Annotated in this window: 9 protein-coding genes and 1 pseudogene; 5 read left to right on the top strand and 5 right to left on the bottom strand. The window is 40.3% G+C overall.

The window, feature by feature from the left end:
* Positions 1–13 precede the first annotated feature (13 nt).
* From B4A24_RS14755 to B4A24_RS23900, 4 genes and pseudogenes are all read right to left on the bottom strand, one after another.
* Complete coding sequence (locus tag B4A24_RS14755; RefSeq protein ID WP_293945894.1) at positions 14–1,582, bottom strand: RagB/SusD family nutrient uptake outer membrane protein; 1,569 nt, start codon at positions 1,580–1,582, stop codon at positions 14–16.
* 11 nt (positions 1,583–1,593) lie between these two features.
* Positions 1,594–4,683 carry a SusC/RagA family TonB-linked outer membrane protein gene (locus B4A24_RS14760; RefSeq protein ID WP_293945895.1) on the bottom strand — a complete coding sequence of 1,030 codons (3,090 nt, stop codon included), beginning with the start codon at positions 4,681–4,683 and terminating at the stop codon, positions 1,594–1,596.
* A 356-nt stretch (positions 4,684–5,039) separates the two neighbouring features.
* The gene (locus B4A24_RS14765) at positions 5,040–6,554 is read right to left on the bottom strand and encodes a RagB/SusD family nutrient uptake outer membrane protein (protein WP_293945896.1); all 1,515 of its coding nucleotides are present in this window, start codon (positions 6,552–6,554) and stop codon (positions 5,040–5,042) included.
* 114 nt (positions 6,555–6,668) lie between these two features.
* Positions 6,669–9,757, bottom strand: a pseudogene (locus B4A24_RS23900) (SusC/RagA family TonB-linked outer membrane protein).
* A 322-nt stretch (positions 9,758–10,079) separates the two neighbouring features.
* Here B4A24_RS23900 and B4A24_RS14775 point away from each other — a divergent pair.
* The 5 genes from B4A24_RS14775 (at position 10,080) to bglX (ending at position 21,772) form a co-directional block, all read left to right on the top strand.
* Positions 10,080–12,965 carry a triple tyrosine motif-containing protein gene (locus tag B4A24_RS14775; RefSeq protein WP_293945897.1) on the top strand — a complete coding sequence of 962 codons (2,886 nt, stop codon included), beginning with the start codon at positions 10,080–10,082 and terminating at the stop codon, positions 12,963–12,965.
* A gap of 266 nt (positions 12,966–13,231) precedes the next feature.
* Positions 13,232–16,333 (top strand): SusC/RagA family TonB-linked outer membrane protein, encoded by a 3,102-nt coding sequence (locus B4A24_RS14780; RefSeq protein ID WP_293945898.1) that lies wholly within the window; start codon positions 13,232–13,234, stop codon positions 16,331–16,333.
* Positions 16,334–16,353: 20 nt separating this feature from the next.
* On the top strand, positions 16,354–17,784 hold the full coding sequence (locus B4A24_RS14785; RefSeq protein WP_293945899.1) for a RagB/SusD family nutrient uptake outer membrane protein: 1,431 nt from the start codon (positions 16,354–16,356) through the stop codon (positions 17,782–17,784).
* A 74-nt stretch (positions 17,785–17,858) separates the two neighbouring features.
* Positions 17,859–19,244 carry a glucoamylase family protein gene (locus B4A24_RS14790; protein WP_293945900.1) on the top strand — a complete coding sequence of 462 codons (1,386 nt, stop codon included), beginning with the start codon at positions 17,859–17,861 and terminating at the stop codon, positions 19,242–19,244.
* Positions 19,245–19,495: 251 nt separating this feature from the next.
* The gene (gene bglX / locus B4A24_RS14795; protein WP_293945901.1) at positions 19,496–21,772 is read left to right on the top strand and encodes a beta-glucosidase BglX; all 2,277 of its coding nucleotides are present in this window, start codon (positions 19,496–19,498) and stop codon (positions 21,770–21,772) included.
* A gap of 87 nt (positions 21,773–21,859) precedes the next feature.
* On the opposite strand, the gene B4A24_RS14800 is transcribed toward bglX, so the two are convergent.
* Positions 21,860–23,224: a sulfatase-like hydrolase/transferase gene (locus tag B4A24_RS14800; RefSeq protein WP_293945902.1), complete on the bottom strand. Its 1,365-nt coding sequence runs from the start codon at positions 23,222–23,224 to the stop codon at positions 21,860–21,862.
* Positions 23,225–23,265 lie beyond the last annotated feature (41 nt).

The following is a 23,265-nucleotide window of genomic DNA, read 5'->3' on the forward strand; positions in this document are numbered from 1 at the left end:
TAATGGTTATATTTTAGAAACCTTTTGTCTGCGTAAATTTATCATTTCCCAAACTTTTAGCAATATCTACTTCGGACTGTGGTACAGGCCATAAGGTATCCCGCTCAGCAAATAAGCGCATTGCACCATCGGGATCTTTGGTTTTGTCCATGACTTGTTTTATAAGTCCCCAACGCTTTAGATCAAAGTAACGCTGTCCTTCCAGCGCTAATTCAACACGTCGCTCGTGACGGATAATAGCGCGAAATTCTTCTTTTGTCAACCCGGAACTAAATTGCAGCAAAGGCATTTTCACATCTGCACGGGATCGTACCTGATTCAATGCATCTACGGCTGTTTGCTCAGGTCCAGCACTTTCGTTTTTTGCTTCTGCATACATCAGCAGAATATCCGCGTAACGAAGAAATACCCAATCTTGATCACTTTGTGTAGCGTAGCTGGTTGGCCATTTGGCTTCATTGATATATTTCCTGGGCAAGAAGCCTCCCTTAACATCCGCCGCTACAGGATCAAAGGCAGAAGAAGCTGTCGTTCCACGCCATACCCCCTGATAGATAATAGTTGCCTTCAATCGGGGATCACGATTTTCATAAGGATTTTTCGCGTCATATTTGGCAGAAGTACTAATATCTTTGCCATCAATACAATAATAAGAATCAACCAGATACCCCAGCGGTTGTACCGTCATTAAATAGGAGTACATCATATCTGCGGGGCTATACATATTAGGTGGTAAAAAACGCGCTGAAAACATAATTTCAGGATTACTATTTTGGCCAGGTTTTCTAAATAAATCCCGATAGCCACCTTGATAAATTGAAAATTTGTTTTCATCCATCACCATCTTTGCTACTTCAGCAGCTTCAGCCCATTTTTTATTTGTCAATAATACTTTTGCTTTATAACCGAGTGCAGCACCTCTGACAGCATGTCCTTTATACGCGGTATTTGGCAACTTTTCAATGGCATAATCAAGATCTGCTAAAACAGCTTCTAAAACTTTGCTCTTTTCAGTCCTTCCCAGTCTTGCACTGGCATCATCCATTCCTAAAGGCTCAAGTGTCAATGGCACATCCCCGTAGAGATTCGTTAGCAAAAAATAATAGTGCGCACGAATGAAACGTGCTTCGGCTCTATAACGATCGCGGTCCTGTTGGCTCATGCTTGTAATTCGATCGATGTTAGCAACCAATGTATTACAGGCCGCAATTGCCTGATAAGAAATTTCGTAACCTTCCGACTGCATACCACCCGTCGTTGAGGTCAATCCACCTCTGGAAATGGTATTAAAATTATTGGATGAACTGGATATGAAAGCATCATCAGACAGTCCATCCCAGAACATACTTGCTCCCCCCCAGCCTCCTCGGGCATTGGTAGAAGAAGTAGAGTTGTATCCGCGGCATAGGAATTCATACACGCCAGATAAAGCGAGGTCTGCGTCCGCCTGAGTTTTCCAAAACGTCGATTCAGGTATTTTATCGGTTGGATTTTTTTCTAAGAAATCTTTTGCACAGCTGCTCAGCGCTGTTGTTGCCGCCAAACAAAAATATAGATACGTCTTTTTCAGTTTAATTTTCATGATCTCATCAGTTAGAAGGTGATATTCGCACCAAATGCAAAAACTTTATTTTGAGGATGGGTTACATAACGTCCTGAGGTCGCCCCACCACTGGACGATACGCCGCGTTCTGGATCTAAACCTGGGAACTTCGAAAAAGTAACCAGATTATCCACGGCAAAATAAACACGTAGTCCCGAAATACCTGCCTTTGATAATGTATTCTGTGGGATACTGTAACCTATTTGAATATTTTTCAACCGTAAGAAAGATCCGTCTTTCAGGAAAAATGTAGAAGCAGTTCTGACGTTATTTGCTGCAGGCGAATTATCCAAGCCTACAATTGGTAAGGATGCATTCGGATTTTCTGGCGTCCAGGCAGCCATCCAGTCACGCGTAAAAGTTCCTCCTTGTCTGAAAGGCACGATACCCCATTCGCTAACAAATATTTTTTGGCCTTGAGATCCAAAGAAAAATGCTGTAAAATCAAAGTTTTTCCATACTGCGGTTGCATTAAATGAATAATCAAAATCTGGAAATGCCCCAGGTACTACAACGCGGTCATTATTGTCCACCTTGTTATCACCATCAACATCCGCAAATTTCAAATAGCCAGGTTGCGCTGGGACTTGTTGTTTTGGCGAACTTGCGATCTCTTCCTTCGAGCGAAATATGCCTACACTTTCCAGCAAGTAGAAACTGCCATATGGTAAACCTTCCCGAATAATTGTATTACCGGAAATTCGTTCGGCACCATATTTTATCACCTTGTTTTTATTTGCTTGAATATTTCCATTTAATGTCAGGGAAACTGCACCAATTTTTTCGCGATATTGAAGTCCGAGTTCAATTCCCCTGTTGCGCAATGTTCCATAGTTTACTGTCGGTGCAGTCAGACCGATGTAGGATGGAAACGCAGTGGATGAGGATAGAATATCAGAGGTCACTTTATTGTACCAGTCAAAAGAGGCCGTCAACTTATTATTCCAAAATCCAAGGTCGATACCAAAGTCCAAGACCTTTGTACTTTCCCATTTGATGCGTTCATTTGCCATAGCAACCTGACGTGCTCCCTGCTGTAGCGTTTCTTCGAAAGGATAAGCAAAAGCAGAACTATAAACAGTCTGATAGGGATAATTTCCGATATTCTGATTCCCGAGGGCTCCGATGGAAGCCCTAAGTTTAACTTCATTAACTGTCTCTTTAAGTCGTTCTCCAAAAAAAGCTTCATCTGAGATCTTCCATCCTGCTGATACAGATGGGAAAAAGGCCCATTTACGATTTTCGGGAAAACGTGAAGAAGCATCATAACGGGCATTTCCTTCCAACAGGTACTTGCCTTTGTAGTCATAATTCAAACGTCCATAATAGGATCTTAGAGACCATTCATTCGTGATACCACTATTGGACTGTTGTCCCGCACCACCACCATCCAATTCAAGCAGATCTTTATTAGGGAATTGTAATCTACTACCAAATAATTTTTGCGTTTTGTTATATTCTGCTTGTGTGCCGGCTAGTACTTTCAAATTATGGTCTCCAAATGACTTGTCGTAAGTCAGTTGGGTATACCCCACAGGATATACATTGTTATCATCAGTCACCTCCAATCCTTGTCCTCCGACATCCAATTGACGTGCTGGCAGTGCATCTGCTGTTGCCTGCCACATGTATTGATTGATCACAGGCTTGTTGGTATAGTTTTTGGTAAATCCATAGGTCAGACCACCACTGGTTTTCCATTCTAAACCCTCCAACAGTTTTACATTGACAAAAATATTGCCCTGCATAAAGTAATTGTTTAGTCTTGTAAATGCATTTTCAGCAACGGCTACAGGATTTTTATTGGGTGACTGAAAAGGATATGCTCTTGAGGTATATCGCCCACTGCCATCCGGAAGTACAGGACCATATAATGGAGATTGACTTATTGTTGAAAGGAACTGATCTTCGGCTCCATTTCTGGGATATTTCCGATCACCGTAATTCAGCGTAATGCTTGAACCAAAACTTATTCTATCATTGATTTTTGAGTTCAGATTCAATTGGAGATTATATTTCTTAAAGGAAGTCCCGATCATAATATCGGGCTGATCAACGTAACCGAGGATAACGTTATAATTGGTTCCATTGGCACCACCGCTTAAACTTAAGTTATGTGTTTGCACCGGTACAGTTTTAAACACGGCATCCAACCAATTAAAGTCAGGATAAAGTGTTTTATCTGTCGCATTTTTATAAGCATCAATCATTTCTTGACTGAACAGCGAATTCGCATTGGTGATCCCTGAATTTTTAGCAGCTTGATTATATAAGGTCATATAATCTACCGAATTATAGACCAAATCGGGTAATGCTGAAGCCTTTGTGATTCCAACATTGTAATCGTAACTCAGCTGTGCTTTTCCGGATTTACCCTGTTTGGTTGTCACAAGGATCACACCATTTGCGGCTCTTGCTCCATAGATTGCTGCTGAGGCGGCATCTTTTAATACCGTAATATTTTCAATTGCCTGTGGATTCAGGTTTTCCAGACTACCGGGAATCCCATCCACAATGACCAATGGTGCGGAAGAAGCACCATAAGATCCTAATCCCCTAACTTGTAAATTCACATTTTCATTACCCGCCTCTCCGGATCCTTGTGTCACACGAAGTCCTGGCATACGCCCTTGAAGTAATTGGGTAGGATTAGTCGCAATTCGTTTATTCAAGGTTTTTCCGTCTACTGCAGCAACTGCTCCCGTCAAATTGCTCTTTTTCTGTGTTCCGTACCCTACAACGACGACTTCGTCCATTAAGCTATTTGACTCCTGTAATACGAGATTGATGTGATCTTTTTTATCAACAGCGATTTCTGTTTTTTCTCTTCCCACTAAAGAGAAGATCAACACATCAATGTCCTTGGCAAGAATCTGATAATTGCCGGATGCATCTGTAACGGTTCCATCCTTCATGCCTTTAATCTGTACTGTCACCCCTGCGAGTGGTTCGCCCGCTGGGGAGGTTACTTTTCCGGATATTTTCAGCTGTGACTGAGCAAACACTTGTGGTGCAGCCATACTCATCAGCGAAAACAAAAGCACCCCTTTCCCTACCGTTTTGGTTATCGGTGTTATCATAGTTCTCTTGGTTTATTTGGTTATTTAACTCAATAAATGAAACCAAAGATCAAGAATAGCCCCCAGCTATGAGGGGTATTTTTCGATCAAATAGGTGGAAAATTTGGTTTCTTTCCCAATTTTCAAGCCCTTGAAACGGATTTTTAAGAAAAAAAGGTTTTTATCGCTGTTTTATTCTGATTGAGCGTTAAATAATAACTTTTTACAAAAAAAAATGATAAATCGTAAAAACGAATCAGTTGAGAACGAAACGGTAAAAATTGTAAAATCACAATTTTCTAAACAAATTAATGAAGGATGGGGATGTCCAATTTTTCTGAACACCTCCATCCTACAAATACTTTAATACTTCTGGTTTAATACCCTGGATTTTGAGGTAGTAAATTTGTATTACGGGCGATTTCATCCTGCGGAATAGGCATCAGCGCATGAAAATCTTTTACTTTCGGTTGGCTTTCATAAGCTCCTGGCTTGGTAAATACTTCTACGACCTGTCCCCAGCGTTTGATATCGTACCATCTTTTCCATTCAAAAGCCAGCTCCACACGACGTTCCTCCTGTACAGTTTTTCGAAACTCAGTCTGTGTCATCCCCGTCTTCAAATCGGTAGGATAGTTCTGCATTCCCTGAGGCGTATATCTCGCCCTAGTCCGAACTGCATTTATGTAGCCATAAGCCTGCTCTGTAGGTCCACCCTTACTCTCATTTATGGCTTCTGCAGCCATTAGAAGAACTTCCGCATAGCGAAAGATAACATGTTTTATATCCGAGTCCGAACCATCGGCTCCAGCATTCGTTCCCGGATGTAGACACCATTTTGCAGTATGTATGCGAGGCCACTTCCATTTCTGATAGGAAGTCATCACTCCTTTCACTGGCGTTTCGGTCAAAAAGCTAATTTTTTTCCGGTAATCTTGATCAGCAAAGCTAGCATACACACCATTTGATGGCACAATAACACTCCATCCCTGCATATCTGCATCCCGAACGCCAGTCATTGCCGCTGTATAATCCTGATTGGATGAATTTTCCCCCGTAATCCCTCCTAAGAAATCTACTACCCAAACATGTTCAGTTTGAAATCCAAGATCGGCATCCCACAGACTACGATAATCTTTTACCAATGCATATTGATATTTGCTTGCATCATTGATCACGGCTTCGGCCATTTTTGCAGCGTCATCCCATTTTTTTAGGACCATATAGACGGAGGCTAATAAGGTTTGCGCAGCTCCTTTAGATGGGCGTGCTTTATTGTTGTTGACATAGTTATCGGGTAAATTTGTTATCGCGTATTCACAGTCAGCGATGATATTGTCATAGACTGTTGCTGCCGGAGTTTTGCTAATAGCTACTACCTTGCTTGGATCACTGACGAATTCACCGATATAGGGAATATCACCAAATAGTTGAACCAAGTGGTAATAATATAAAGCGCGTAGCAATCTAGCTTCGGCAATAAGTGCAGATTTTTTAGCTTCATTCATTTTTACCCCTGGAATGCCATCGATCGCTGCATTTGCAGCTCCGATACCCAAATAAGCTGTTTTCCAAACGGCAAGTAAATCCTGGTTGCTTGCATCATGTGTAAAACTGTTCAACTGGATCCGGCTGGACTGTGTACCAATATCCGCAATATCGCAGTCGTCGCCCAGCAATTGCAATACCATGGTTAATCTTCGTCCATAAAAATCTGCGTTGGCCAAAAGCCCATAAATCCCCATCACTGACGCTTCTGCATCTGCTTCGGTCTTAAAATATTGTTTAGGGTCCAAAATACTTACCGGTTCTTCATTCAATTTAGTACAGGAGAACAAGCTGGTAAAACACAGTATTGTAAGTATAGTATGATATATATTTATCTTTTTCATTAGCATGAATTGTTAACGAGTGTATATTTCAACAGATTAATAAAATGATACACTCAGCTTATTTATTTGTCATTTTTCATTCACCGATGACGGTGCCTATTGTACTCAGTGCGTTTAAAACCGCAGGTTCAGACCAAGAGTATAGGATTTAATATTAGGATAACCCATGTAATCTAATCCAATATTTCGATTTGAATCCTGATAGCTTACTTCGGGATCAAAACCAGTATAATTGGTCCATGTCCATATATTTTGCGCGCTAACATATATCCTTAAATATTTTAAATGGATCTTTTCGAGTGACTTTTCTGAGAAATTATAACCCAGGGCGAGGTTTTTTAACCGGAGGTATGAACCATCTTCTACCCATCGCGAGGAAACCTCAGGACTATTTGTTGAGCTTGCCCTTGGCACGTCGGTATTCGTGTTGGTTGGTGTCCAGCGGTGCAGCGCATCTTTAGTGGCGTTCCCTTTTCCAGCCATCCAGTCCAGCTCCATCCTTGTGATATTCAACATGTCATTACCATAGCTCCCTTGCATAAAAATATTCAGGTCAAAATTTTTATACTTGAAGTCATTATTAAAACCAAAGGTAAAATCAGGATTTGGATCACCTATAATCGTCCGGTCATCGGCATTCACAACACCGTTAGCTCCGACGGTCAATTGATTATTTTTATCCCGGCCAAATAAATCCTTGTAACGAATATCACCGGGTTTCTTATTCGGCTGTGCGCTAAAATCATCCCCTTCTTGATAAATTCCATCTGTTACCCATCCAAAAAATGCCCCCAACACTTCACCTTCACGTAACAACTGCGAATCCGTTGAAAGCATATGACCAGGAATTGTATTATATCGAATCTCACCTCCCGGAAGCTGCAAGATCCTGTTTTTATTGAAACTGATATTAAAATCTGTTTTCCATCCAAAAGTACCGTTCAGATTTGTTGTCTGCAACCCGAATTCCCAGCCCTTATTCTGCACGCTGCCAATATTTTGAAGTGCTGTCGTAAAACCTGAATAAAGTGGCAAGGGTACCTGATACAATAAATTGATTGTTTTTTTGTAATAGTAATCTATAGACAAGTTAATTCTACTCTTTAGAATGCCAATGTCCAATCCAGCATCCGTTTGCTTTGTTGTCTCCCAAGTCAAGTTTGGGTTGGCAACATTTGTCGGACGCACGGCATTTACAGGACTCCCCCCCATTGTTGTCAAGGTAGGTGAAAATCTAGCCAGAGATTGGTAGGAACCAATTTCTGAGTTTCCGGTTTCGCCATAGCTGGTCCGTACTTTTAAATTGCTTAACCAGTCAACAGATTCCATAAAACGTTCCTGACTTACATTCCACGCAAGCGCTCCGGAAGGAAAGAAAGCCCATTTATTGTTATCACCAAACTTTGAAGAACCGTCGTACCTTCCAGTCGCTGTAATAAAGTAACGATTTTTGTAATTGTAATTTACACGCCCATAAAATGAGGACATTACCCAGTCTTCGAGATTGGAAGATGCATTCTGATAATTGGAACCAGCGCCCAGGTTCCAATAGCTAAAATTGTCAGAAATGAAATTTCGGTTATTGGCCTGCCAGGTTTCATTTCTAGAACTTTGGTAAGAATAACCGGCCATCGCATTTAAATTGTGGTCTGCGTATAATTGAAGAAGTTTTCATTGATTAAATTGGTATTTTTATGCGCTGAGATTGAGCCAACTCCACCAAAATTTCTCCCCTCAACCAATTCTTTTGAAACATAATTACCTGTGCGCTGATTACTGACCTGTATGCCAAAGGTACTGCGAAAGGTTAGATTTTTCAGAATCCCCAACTCGACAAAGCCATTTCCCTGGAACAAGTCGGTAATCACCTCATTTTTTCTTTCCATCGCAGCCGCCACTGGATTATCATGCGGATCACCGAACTGCTTCAACGTATATTTTCCCTCCTCATCGTAAACCCCTTGTGTAGGTTCGAAACGTAAAGCTGCAGAGATGACTCCCGCTCCAGTAGCTCCACTGCTCCCCTCCTGGGTTCTTACACCATTTAATTTATTTCTATTAAATAATAATCTGGTTCCGATTTTAATTCGGTCAGAAACTTTCATTTCTAAATTTGAGGTCCCCGAAAGTCTTCTAAAATCGGAATTGATTACCGTTCCTTTTTGTCCAAAATGACTTACAGAAGTATAGTATTTGACATTATCACTACCTCCAGATACAGATAATTGATTATTTAACTGGCCGCCATTTCTAAAGATAAGGTCCTGCCAGTCTGTTCCTTCGCCTAGGGATTGAGGATCGCGAAAGGGCACATTTGTATTTCCGGCATTAGTGTAAGCCTCATTAATATAAGAAGCAAATTCCGAAGCATTCAATAATGAAAGACGCTTACCTACCTTTTGGGAGGCAAAAGAATTATTTAGCTCAATCACTGGTTTACCTGAGCGTCCTTTTTTTGTCGTTATCATAATCACACCGTTGGCTCCCCGTGAGCCATAAATAGCTGTCGCAGAAGCATCTTTCAACACTTCAATAGATTCAACATCTTCTGGTGCTGGAGCAGAGCTGCCGGGGAATCCATCCACAACATATAATGGATCACTACTGGCATTTATAGAACTACCGCCTCGAATACGCACCCTCGGGGCTTTACCGGGCTCACCATTCGTACTCGTTACCGAAACCCCTGGAGCTCGTCCCTGTAAGGCTTGAGCAGTACCGGCTAATGGAAACGCATTAATTTGATTTGCATTAATGGAAGAGACAGAACCTGTTAAATCACTTTTTCGTTGTGTTCCATAGCCCACGACGACAACCTCATCCATAAGTGACTCGTTCGACTGTAAGGTGAGCTGTACCGTCTTTTGATTCGCCCCAAGTTTAATTTCTTGTCCAGCGTAACCTATGGACGAAAAAATTAATGTTGCACGGGAGGGTGCCTTAAGTATAAATTCTCCTTTATCATTCGTTTGGGTACTCCGACCAGCGACTCCTTTTACACTTATGGAAACACCCTGCAATGCAGAATTTTCTTTGTTGACAACCTTACCTCTGATTTCTGTTTCTTCCTGAATAATTTGATGATAGATATCTCTATTTTCGCCCTTAGTGATCCCCAGCGATAATCCCGGTGACAAAAATATTGCCATGGAAGCATAGGGAATAAGCGCACATGGCCCTCTTCTGAAAAGCTTTGATTTCATAATTTTAAATATTTAGTGTTTTTGTGGTTTATATTTTGATTGATGGATTCACTCCTTGAGCAATTCGTTTAAATCCAAATCCAATTTTTAAAGGTTTGTTTAAGTCATAGTCGTGTTTTGTCTGGTTATTTGTTTCCAAGGTAATTAAAAAACGAGTAGGCTTCAATGAATTGGACGATTAAAAATGCGAAAACGATTTCGAATATTTAATCCAAAAAGACAGCCTAGAATGTCTATAACGATATTCATCTGCGCCCGTATTCTCACATTTGCAATAAAATCTATATATTGCTTTTCAAATCAGTTTAAAGTGAGGGATTCGATGATATCAAAAAAATATAGCATTACCTATATCTTTTGGTTTTGCGCTTTTTTTATTCTTAATATGAAGGTTGGCCATTGCCAGACAATCATACCCACAGGCACACCATTTGTAAAGCAGTACAAAAAAAGCCAATACAAAGCAGGCAATCAGAATTGGTCTCTAGCTATTGATCAAGAAGGGCGAATCTACAGCGCCAATACAGAGGGACTACTGCGATTTGACGGACAGTACTGGCGGATATACCCACTTCCCAACCACTCAACAGTTCGCAGTGTTGCTGTTGACAAAGCGGGGAAAGTATACACAGGTGGACGAGGTGAATTTGGTTACTGGACATCAAAATCATTTGGAGATATGACCTATCATAGCCTATCCAAATTAGTCGCAGATAAGATTTATTTTCCGAACGAAGAGATCTGGAAAATTATAGTGGAGGATCATCGTGTATTTTTCCATACTTTTTCCAAGTCCTATATCTGGGAAAACAATACAATCAAACAACTCACTGCTAAAGGTGAACCATTTCTATTTCCTCATCAGCTCAACAATCAACTATTTTTTGAGCAACTTCCGAGTGGTCTACATGAATTCAAATCAGGCAAATTAGTCCCCATACGGGGTAAGGACGTTCTTAAGGACAAAAATGTCTTAGCAATATTGCCCTTTGATAAAAGCAATTCGATGATAGCGACCGCTCGCCATGGACTCTATCTAATGGAATCCAATGGAAATATTAGGCCCTGGTCAATTCCGGCCAATTCTATCCTTAGTCAATCTCAAATAAACAATGGAATTTATTTATACAATGGGCAATACGCATTTGGAACCATTCAAAATGGGGTAATTATTATCAATAAAAATGGTGAAGTTATCCAACATATCAACAAAAACAATGGTTTACAGAACAATACGGTGCTCAGCATCGTAAAAGATAAACAACAAAATATTTGGGTAGGATTGGATAACGGAATCGACCGCATCGAAATCAACTCATCGTTATCTTTCTACACCGACTTTGTGGGTAAAATTGGGACTGTATACACTTCAATTATCTATCAAGGGAAAATTTACTTAGGTACAAATAAAGGATTATTTGTCAGTGAATGGAGAGGACTAAACAATTATAATTCATTAGATTTCGTGCAAGTCCCTAATTCGAACGGTCAAGTCTGGACATTGGCCATTTTCGGCGATGACCTCATCTGCGGTCATAATGATGGAACCTTCAAACTGGTCAGTGGTCAACTTGTAAAGATTTCCAAAATTACTGGGGGCTGGATATTCAAACCTATCTTTGGGACAAAAAATATTCTCCAGGGGAATTATACCGGATTATCAAAATTCGTTTTTGATGGTACACAAATTCAATTTGTACAGCAATTTTCTTCAATCAAAGAACCTGTTCGATTCCTTGCCCAAAAAGATAACCATTCATTTTGGATTGGGGATTGGGGACAGGTACAGTTAATTGATTTTGATCCGAGCTTCCAAAAAGCACATATCCAATTTACATCGATGCAAGACAGTCTCGCTGCTAAACGAAGATTTAATGGAATTTATACCTTAGAAAATAATCTCGTTTTCGCGACAGACAGTGGCTTCATGCAGTTTGATAACATTGTCAAACGCTTTAGCTATTCCGATGAATTGAACAATGCATTAGGAAGTTACAAAAATTCAAATAAGATAATTCCCATCAACACCAATAGTTATTGGTTTATTCAGAAAACAAAAATTGCCAAAGTGGATTTTGATAGCAAAGGAAAACTGAAGATAGACTCCAACCTCCTCAGCCCTTTGCAAGATCGTATGATGAATAATTATGAAAACATCCTACCCATAGAAAATCACTACTATCTCATTGGGTTGGATGACGGTTTTGCCATTTACCGGAATTCTGATGAGCCCGCTAAATTTATATTGCCACCACCGCAGATTACTCAATTGACCAATCTCACAACCGGAGAAACTATCCTACCGGGGGCTGACCTTAAATTGGCCTCATCCGAAAACAATCTCCGGGTGAGCTTCTCAAGCCCTTATTATTCCTCTTCACCACTACAATACCAATATTATCTTGAAGGGTATTCGGATAAATGGTCTGAGTGGAGTGAAACAGCCTTTCAAGATTTTACAAACTTGCCCTATGGGCATTTCGAAATTAAAGTTCGGGCCAGAACCAACACTGGCTTGACTTCGGAGGTACAGACGGTTGCTCTCACCATTAAATATCCCTGGTACCTCTCCTGGTGGGCAAAAAGCATTTATCTTTTGATGTCCGGCGGAATGGTTTATCTCCTTTATAATTTCAATCTTCAACGAGAAAGAAAGAGACAGTTTCAGGCGAAGCGAAAATGGCTGGAAGAGAAGAAAATTGCATTGGAAAGAGAAGCCGAGCAGCAGGAAAAGGAATGGATTAAATTGAAGAACCAACAATTAGAAGATCAACTTAATCTTAAAAACAAGGAACTAGCCAATGCTGCACTCAATATTGTTTATAAAAACGAAATGTTGAACAATCTGCACGATGAACTCAAACAGCTTAAAGATGCAGAAGGCAACAAGCTCAGTTCTGATGAACTGAAAAAAATAAATAAACTGATCGAAGACGCACATAACGATGATCGTGACTGGCACATTTTTGAGAAGAGTTTTAACGAATCGCATGAGAATTTCTTTAAAAAATTAAAGCATGAATTTCCAGACCTTGTCCCCAATGATCTAAAATTATGTGCTTACCTGCGGCTCAACATGTCGAGTAAAGAAATTGCTTCGCTACTCAACATTAGTACGCGGGGAGTCGAAATCAGACGTTATCGTTTACGCAAGAAATTGGGTATTCCAACAGATAAAAACCTCTCTGAATTCCTATTGGAACGTTAAAATTTCGCTACAAACACTACATCATTACCACACACATGCGTTAGTGTCAGCCTCACACTAACGCATACTTTTTTTTGTACAAAATCACTTCTTTAGATTCTTAATATCAGCTATTTAACGTAAAAACATATTTTCCGTGAGAAAGTAAAAATTAACTGTAGTAGTGATGTGAAAATGTTAAATTTTGGCAAAGTTGTACTACATCAACATATTTGCTCCAGGGAAATAACCAACTGTATTTTAAACAAACACCAAAAATTTACGATATGAGGAATCTATCCGCATTATTTTTGACATCCATGGTCGTCTCGGTAGCCTATGGACAAACTTCTATACAAGGGGTAGTCAAAGATGGCTCAAGCATGGTATCCATGCCTGGGGTCACCATTAGTATTAAAGGGAAAACAGTATCTACAAAAACCGACGCAACGGGGAAATTTCAGATCAACGCCTCTCCTACCGATTCTCTAGTCTTTAACTTTTTAGGGTATCGTAAACAAACGGTATACATTGGAAACCAAACGCAACTAAGTGTATTTTTAGAGAATGAAAATCAAGCCTTGGAAGAAGTTGTTGTCATCGGTTACGGTACGCAAAAAAAGGCTGACTTGACAGGATCAATTAGCTCCTTGAAGTCATCCGATATTACGAAGCAACCGGCAATGTCAGCGATGCAATCCATACAAGGTAAAGCTGCAGGTCTAAATATTGTTGCCAATGAAGCCCCGGGCTCTTCACCAAATGTCATTATTCGGGGTTTAGGAACAGCATTGTCAGGAAGGAATCCATTATACATTGTAGATGGCATTGCGCAAACAGACATCAATAATATCAATCCATCTGACATTGAATCCATGGATGTTTTGAAAGATGCATCTTCGGCCTCAATTTACGGTCTTCGGGCGGCGAATGGTGTTATTATCGTCACGACGAAGAAAGGTAAGGCTGGAACTACAAATATCAATTATGAAAGTTACGCCGGGATGAAGAAGATTCTCCACCGCGTAAAAATGGCTAACGCTGATCAATTCAGAATATTTGCCAACGAATACTTAACTTCTACTAAAGGATCTTATCGATTGTCAGAAAATCAAAGATATAATACGGATTGGTATGACGAATTGTTGCATACGGGATCAGTATTTAATAATGCTGTAAATATTTCTGGTGGAACAGATAAGATAGATTATTTTGTATCTGCAAATAATTACACTGAAAACGGCATTTTAGATGGATCTAAATATGTAAGAAATACCGTCCGTAATAACAACGTTTACAAGTTTTTAAATAATCGTCTGAAATTCAGCCAAAATTTAAATCTTACATTAACCAATGCAACGCCGAAGCCTTATAGTGCCTTCACCACAGCTTACCGTCAATCACCACTTGCTCCGCTCATGTTTGATAATGGCCGTTATGGTCTTGGTCGCGTAAATACGACAACAGGTGTGGCGGGAATTGAAGCAGCTCCAGGACAAGCCATTGGAAACCTCAACTCTATAGGTAATCCTGTATATGAAGTTCTACGCCAAAATGAACGGACAAACACCCTTCGTTTACAAGGAAGTTTTGAAGGAGAATTTAAAATAACCGATTATTTAAAAATCAATTCGCGTATCGGTGGGAATAAATTCTATTCGAAACAAAGAATTTTCAATAATGTGAAGGATCAATGGTTAAATGCAAACACTTTACTGGATGAATCTAGATTTATCGCATTAAAGCAAGCAAATCCTAAAGCTATTGATTATGTCGACAACAGTTTAAAATATGAAAATCTCGAACAATTTCGTTGGTCATTTGAGAATTTCTTGACATTTAATAAAAGTTTTGACAAACATCATGTCGAAGCTGTCGTAGGTATGTCTCGTGAAAAATACGACATTAACAGCATGAACAGCCAAACTGGCTATAACGTACCTGAACAAGAACAGTATTGGAATATTAATTTAGCCAAAGGAACAAATGATTATGGTATTGTGTCTCTACAAACCTATTACACGCCCAGGGCATTAGCATCCTATTTTGGAAGACTACAATACAATTATGACAGTAGGTATTATTTAACAGCAACCTTACGAAGAGATGGATCTAGTGTATTTCGCAATACTGGAAAATACTGGGGCACATTCCCATCTGTGGGCTTAGGCTGGACAGTGACCAATGAAAGCTTCATGAAAGATGCCAGTTGGATCAATTTATTAAAAGTCCGCGGAAACTGGGGTAAGTTAGGAAACCAAGATATTCCATTAAATGTTTCGACGATCTTGACGAGCCCTGAAAGCTCAAACTACAACTATGTACTTGGCCCTGAACAGAATATGGTTTATGGAAGTGCAAAGGGCACACCAGCAGTAGATTTGACTTGGGAAGTAACTAAAGAGACTGGTGCTGGCTTAGACTTTGCATTTCTGAACAATCAGCTTTCAGGATCCATTGACTATTATCATAAGCTAAACACAAATACGATTTTGGATGTAACACCCATCTATTCTTCACCAGACGAGAAAAATTATTATGCTCATGGAGCCAAAATATTGAACCAAGGTGTCGAAATTGCTTTAAACTGGAATAAAAATATAAGTTCCGATTTTAGCTATAATGTAGGAGTGAATTACGCATACAATAAAAACAAAGTAACCGAAGTTGTCAATACATTCGACGGCGCCACTGGCGGAAGTTTAAATAATGGCGAAATCACTAAACAACTACGCGTCGGACAACCTATCTATGGTTGGTGGATGTTTGAAGCCAATGGCGTATATCAAGATGACCTAGATGTTGCAAATACACCGGCATTTGGAACAGCTAAACCTGGTTACCTAAAATACAAAGACCAAAATGGAGATGGCGTAATTGATACGAGAGATAAAAAATTCTTCGGTTCATTTCTCCCTAGCTCTACCTATGGAATTAATATAGGGCTCAATTATAAAATGATCGATTTCAATCTTTCTGGCTACGGCGTTGCAGGAAACAAAGTATATAATGGTTTAAATAGTGTACGCTCCAATGCGGGGGAAAATATCGCGCTTTCCACTTTTGAGAATCGCTGGACTGGAGCAGGTTCAACAAATGAACATCCTGGTGCAGAAAGAGCTTATTGGGCTTCTAGTTATTTTCTTGAATCAGGAGCCTACTTCCGGATCAATAACATAACTCTTGGATACACTTTCAATAATCTCTATAGCTCAAAGTCTAAGCTAAGATTATATGTAACCGCACAAAACCCTTTTATGTTTACAAATTACAGCGGTTTCTCTCCTGAACTTGCAGGTGATGGCAGTCCAAATCTTACCTCTGGTATTGAGCTTTCAGCTTACCCTACTACGCGTAATTTCCTCTTCGGGCTTAACATGCAATTTTAATCACTTTAGTTTTGAAAACAATGAAAATTAACAAACTCTATATAGCGCTCTTATTCACCGCAGGAATTGCAATGCAGAGCTGCAAAGACAATAAATTCCTAGATGTACCATCGAAGGAACTGGTTGAAGCTGAGGACAGTGAAGAAATCTTCACACCAGAGCGATATGTCAATGGAATTTACGGTATGTTTACCGACTGGGACTATTCCTTCTCTTATATTGGTATTACGGATATGCTGTCCGATAATGCCGACAAAGGTAGCTCTGAAACAGATGCTGGTGGCGATAAACTGAGCCTAGACAATTTAACATATACTTCTACTACCGGTTCTTTTGAATCAATGTGGACACGATGGTATAAGTCAATTGGCCGTGCAACGAGAGCCATAGAATATACCGAAAATTACGGATTAACTGATGAAACATATAAAAATAGACTGATTGCTGAAGCTCGTTTTTTACGTGCTCTCAATTATTTTTATTTAGTGCGTGGGTGGGGTGACGTCCCTATCCAAGAACGAGATTATATAAAAAGGGAACCTGCATCGGAGGTCTACGCTTATATTGAAGCTGACTTACAGTTTGCTATTGACAACTTACCTATCAAATCAGCATATGCTGCAAAGGATTTGGGCAGGGCGACCAAAGGTGCTGCTCAGGGGTTACTATCGAAAGTATATTTATATCAAAGTAAATGGCAACAGGCGGCAGACATAGCAAAAGTTGTGATCACTTCTGGTGGCTACAGTCTTGAACCTGATTATGCAACGATTTGGCGACTAGCCGGAGAGAATGGTCCGGAATCTCTATTTGAATGGCAAGCAAGGGGTACCTCTATCGCACACGGTATTCAACAATATAGTCAGGTACAGGCTCCTCGTGGGGGAGCCGTAAATTTAGGCTGGGGTTTTAATATCCCAAGTCAAAACTTACTGGATGCATTCAATGCCGAAAAAGACAATATTCGTCGCGATGCAACCATTATCTTTAGAGGTGAGACGCTCTACGACGGTCGACTAATTGACAATGGCGTAGAAAATCCAATGTATAATGAAAAAGCCTACTCTTCGGCAAATGGAGGTGCTGCAGATGGCGATAAAAACGTGCGTTATCTTCGTTTAGGTGAAATCTACCTTATTCTAGCTGAAGCTGCAAATGAGACTGGTAATAGCAGTGAGGCTCTTAATGCTTTGAATACGGTCAGAACACGGGTAAAATTACCTAGTGTAACGACAACTGACCAAGCCCAGCTGCGTCAATTGATCTGGAAAGAAAGAAGACTTGAGTTAGCATTCGAACATGACCGCTGGTTTGATTTAGTGCGTACAAAACAAGCAAAAACGGCTATGGCTGCAAATGGAAAGACTTTCCAGGATAAAATGTTGCTTTTCCCTATCCCAGAAAAGCAACGTATCCAAACTCCAGAAATGCCTCAAAATATAGGTTGGTAATACAATCCATCGATAACTTGGTTCAAACGGCCTTAGGCCGTTTGAACATTTTTAAGACTTAAACAATATCCCTCATGAGAAAACGAATAGCATACCCTGCCCTTACCGGTATCGCTTTGGCGCTTATTCTCAGCAGTTCGTGCCAAAACGCCCCCAATAGTCATACAGACAGCCCATCAAAAACTGATTCAATCAGTGGTCATCATTTCAACGAAGATTCGCTGTTGACCAATATTCAACAACATACCTTTCAATATTTCTGGGAAGGCGCCGAACCTACTTCTGGCCTTGCTCGAGAACGTATTCATATGGACGGTGTCTATCCAGAAAATGACCGTAATGTAATTACCATAGGTGGTAGTGGATTCGGGCTTATGAGCATGATTGTCGCTATGGAACGTGGATTTATCAGTCAAGAACAGGGTATCCAAAAGTTGGATCATATTATGGATTATTTGGGCAAGATCGAACGGTTCAAAGGTGCATGGGCACATTGGTATGATGGAGAACTCGGGACGGCCAAACCTTTCAGTGAAAAAGATAACGGAGGCGATATTGTGGAAACCGCTTTCTTGGCTCAAGGTCTAGTTACTATACGTGAATATCTAAAGGACAAAGGTGAGTCAGCTCAATTGGTTGCCCAAAAAGCCGACAAACTGTGGCAAGAAATTGATTGGAATCACTATACAAATGGACAAAACGTCATTTATTGGCATTGGAGTCCAAAATTCAATTTTCAGCAAAACCACCCCGTTAGAGGATATGATGAGTGTCTTATTACATATATTTTAGCAAGCTCCTCCCCTTCTCATCCCATCTCACCAAAAGTATATCATGAGGGTTGGGCAAGATCTGGAGCGATCAAAAGCACAGCCAAAAAGTATGATATTCCGCTAGTACTTAAACATAATGCCAAAGAAGGTGAAGTTGGTCCGCTTTTTTGGGAGCATTATTCTTACTTAGGACTAAGCCCCAAAGGATTAAAAGATCAGTATGCAGATTATTGGGAAGTAACAAACAACCATGCTAAGATAAATTTAGCCTATGCCAACCTAAACCCAAAAGGTTATAAAGGATATGGTGCTGAAAAAGGCTGGGGCTGGACTGCTAGTTATTCCATTAAAGGCTACGATGCACACCACCCGGACAACGATCCTGGTGTAATCTCACCAACAGCAGCCTTGTCATCCATGCCTTATACATCTCATGAAAGCATTCAGTTTGCCCAATACTTGAACAAACAATTGGGTAATAAAGTCTGGGGAAAATATGGATATTATGACGCTTATAGCGAAACTGCAGACTGGTACCCTCAACGTTATCTTGCCATCGATCAAGGTCCCATTATCGTCATGATCGAAAATTATAGAACAGGAAAAATCTGGGACTTATTCATGCAAGCACCAGAGATTCAGCAGGGATTGAAAAAACTTGGTTTTACGAGTCCCTATTTAAAGTAGTGGTTAAATTAGGAATCATTTTTAATCTGTCACACGTTGAAAATGGTTCCATCCACGAAAATATAAAATTGCCAACAAGAAGCTCTTAGTCGACCCAAGCTTATAAATAAATATCGATGAAATCGAGCTGTAAGTAACATTGATAAATAATCAATGGAATAACAGTTCATTAAGATTACAAGCACCAACTAAATCGGGTGTTATGCGCTCAATTAAAACATTTAGTTCATAACGTACAAAAAAATAATACAATGAAAAAAGTAGTAGGAACATTCCTTCTTGCATTTTTAGCTTGGCATGTGAGTCCAGCGCAGTCAAATCAAAAAATGGATGAGTTCATTAACCAGCTTATGGCCAAAATGACTATCGAAGAAAAGATCGGGCAGCTAAACCTGGTTACCGGCGGCGAAGCGACAACTGGAACAACGGTCTCCACGGATGTAGAAGCTAAAATCCGAAATGGCCAAATTGGAGGTATCTTTAGTATGAGCACACCATCCAAAATTCGCAAGACCCAAGAAATTGCGATCAAGCAGTCTAGGCTCAATATTCCGATTATCTTTGGAATGGATGTCATACACGGCTATCGCACTGTTTTCCCTATTCCTTTGGGCCTTGCGGCGACATGGGATATGGGTTTAATTCAACAATCTGCCCGCATAGCAGCAGAAGAAGCGACGGCAGATGGCATCAACTGGGCATTTTCGCCGATGGTAGATATTTCCAGAGATCCGAGATGGGGGCGTATTTCCGAAGGCGCAGGTGAAGACACTTACTTGAGTTCCAAAGTTGCTGAGGCTATTGTCCATGGCTTCCAGGGGGATAACTTAGCAGCTCACAATACCATGATGGCCTGTGTCAAACATTTTGCACTATATGGTGCAGCAGAAGGCGGGCGGGACTATAATAGCACAGATATGAGCGTTCATCGCATGTACAATGAATATCTACCGCCCTACAAAGCAGCTATAGATGCTGGGGCTGGAAGTATAATGACCTCCTTTAATGATATTAATGGCGTACCTGCATCGGCTAATAGATGGTTAATGACCGATGTCCTGCGCAAACAATGGGGTTTTAAGGGCTTAGTTGTAACAGATTATACGGCTGTTAATGAACTAACGGCTCACGGACTTGGGGATCTCCAACACGTATCTGCGCTAAGTTTACATGCTGGCGTTGATATGGATATGGTAGGTGAAGGTTTTCTCACAACACTGAAAAAATCGCTTGATGAAGGCAAAGTTAAACTCCTTGACATTGACAGAGCTTGCCGTTTTGTGTTGGAAGCAAAATATAAATTGGGGCTGTTCGAAGATCCATATCGTTACTGTAATGAGCAGCGAGCGAAAAACGTGATAGGTTCAGCTGCCAATCATGCAAAGGCAAGAGAAATTGCCGCTAAATCATTCGTTTTATTGAAAAATGAAAATCAGATTCTTCCATTAAAAAAAACGGGCACAGTTGCTGTTATTGGCCCTTTAGCCAATTCAGGAGCTAATATGCCGGGTACCTGGAGCGTGAGTGCAGAATTGGAAAAAACAGCATCATTAGTAGAAGGAATGAAAGCCGTATTAGGCAACAAAGTAAACATTCTTACACACTTAGGAAGCAACCTATTGGAAGATCCGAATTACCAAAAGCACGCAACAATGTTTGGTCGAACAATTGCACGAGACCCTCGAAAAGAAGATGAGATTATTGCAGATGCCGTAAAAGTTGCTCAACAATCAGATGTTGTGGTTGCCGCACTTGGTGAATCTTCAGAAATGTCCGGGGAAAGCTCAAGCCGCTCAGAATTGGACATACCTAAAAATCAACAAAACCTTTTAAAAGCATTATTGGCGACCGGAAAGCCAGTCGTACTTGTCTTATTTACCGGTAGACCGCTTACGCTTACTTGGGAAGATACTCATGTACCGGCAATATTAAATGTTTGGTTTGGTGGATCGGAAACAGGAAAAGCAGTTGCCGACGTACTATTTGGTGATGTTGTTCCTTCAGGTAAAATTACAGCGACTTTTCCAAGAAATGTGGGGCAAATTCCGATTTATTATGCGCATAAAAATACCGGAAGACCCTATGGAAACTCTGGTGATTTCGAAAAATTTAAATCCAACTACCTCGATATAAGCAACTCTCCCCTTTACCCTTTTGGTTATGGGTTAAGCTACACGACTTTTGCTTATGGTGATATTCGTCTTGACCGAAATACACTTGATGAAAAAGGGTCTCTTCAAGCGAGTATCGATATCAGCAATACTGGGAATTATGATGCGGAGGAAACAGTGCAGCTCTATATCCAAGATTTAGTTGGTTCTGTCACTCGTCCTATAAAAGAACTAAAAGATTTTCAAAAAATATTCTTGAAAAAAGGAGAGCAAAAAACAGTAAAATTTGAGATCAAAATAGAAGATCTCAAGTTCTTTGACAACAACTTGAATTATGTTGCCGAACCTGGAGACTTCAAAGTCTACATTGGCCCCAATAGTCGGGACGTCAAAGAAAAGAATTTTAAATTGCTTTAGAAAAACCGCTATGGCATATATATAAATAAAGCGGCATTTAAAAGATAAGTGCCGCTTTATTTATGATAAAAGATCATTTTTTATGAACTATTTCATATTGCCATCAAAACTTTCGAACAGTAATCGGAGTTCTGCCGCTTTTTCCGGATAGTCCTTTAGTACGTTTGTTCTCTCACTTGGGTCCCAAGCGATATTATGCAATTCCTCAATAGCATCATACGGTTTACCTGAGATTTGATTTACTCCTGCTGCAAGCCTGCGATATTTCCAATCGCCCGACCTGACGGCCTCAACGTGACCATAATTAACCAAATATATTGGTCTATGTGGAGTTTTTAAATCTTCCGATTTACCATTCAACAAGGAATCAATAGCCTGTCCATCAATAGCTTTCTTCGGCAATGGAGCTCCCGTCCATTTAACTAATGTTGGCAGTACGTCCAAATTACTGATTGCCTGTCGAAGGACTTTGCCCTCTTGTGCATATCCTTTTCCATAGACAATGAAAGGCACACGAACACCACCTTCCGTCGTTTCAGCTTTAGAACCTTTGAATACACCTGCAGTACCCACGTGCCAATTTTTGGTAGCGGCATCGTCAGACATTCGTGACGGATAGGCTATCCACGGCCCATTATCACTTGAAAAAATCAAAATGGTATTATCAGCTAAGCCTTTTCGTTCGACAGTCTTCCAAAGCTCGGCAAAATTATGATCCAGTTCTTGCATAATTGCACCGAGCGGACCTGCATTTTGCTGATCTGCAAATCGGTTCTTTTTATTGGCGAACGCTAAAGGGAGGTGTGGAAAATTGTGTGCGTAATATAAAAAAAATGGATGCTCTTTGTCCTGCTCTTCTATAAATTTCACTGTTTCTTTGTGGTAGAGTGTGCTTAGATCCGAATCTTCCGGAGTGATAACTTCTGGTTTGCGATTTCTAAAGATCTTAATAACAGAATCCGTCTTAACATAGGGATCACGATAATCATGACTGTAAAGCATACCATAAAAAGAATCAAAACCTTGCTGATTTGGATGATGATAAGATTGTTTGTCTCCTAAATGCCACTTCCCGATCAGCGCAGTTCTATATCCTACTTTTTTTAATAATTCAGCAATCGTTTCCTCATCATTAGGCAATCCCAAATTTGAGCCAGGACCTATTGGTGCTGGAAGATTATAACGTGAGGCATATCTTCCTGTGAGTAAAGACGCCCTCGAAGGGGTGCAGGAAGGCGTAGAAACCATAAAATTTGTTGCTCGTACTCCTATACTGGCTATCGAATCCAAAAAAGGAGTTGAGATATTGGGGCTTCCATAACAACCAATGTCACTATATCCGAGATCATCGGTCAGGATCAAGATGATATTCGGCTTTTTCTGTTGGCCGTAGGCAAAAGCCACCATTAAAAATAATGTCGTTAAGAGAAAGAGTCTAGCGTATCGCTTCATATTTGTATGAGTTAATTGGAACGTGCCACAATATAACAATT

It is taken from the genome of Sphingobacterium sp. UBA7249, from assembly GCF_002472835.1.
In the GTDB taxonomy this organism is placed as follows: Bacteria; Bacteroidota; Bacteroidia; order Sphingobacteriales; family Sphingobacteriaceae; genus Sphingobacterium; species Sphingobacterium prati.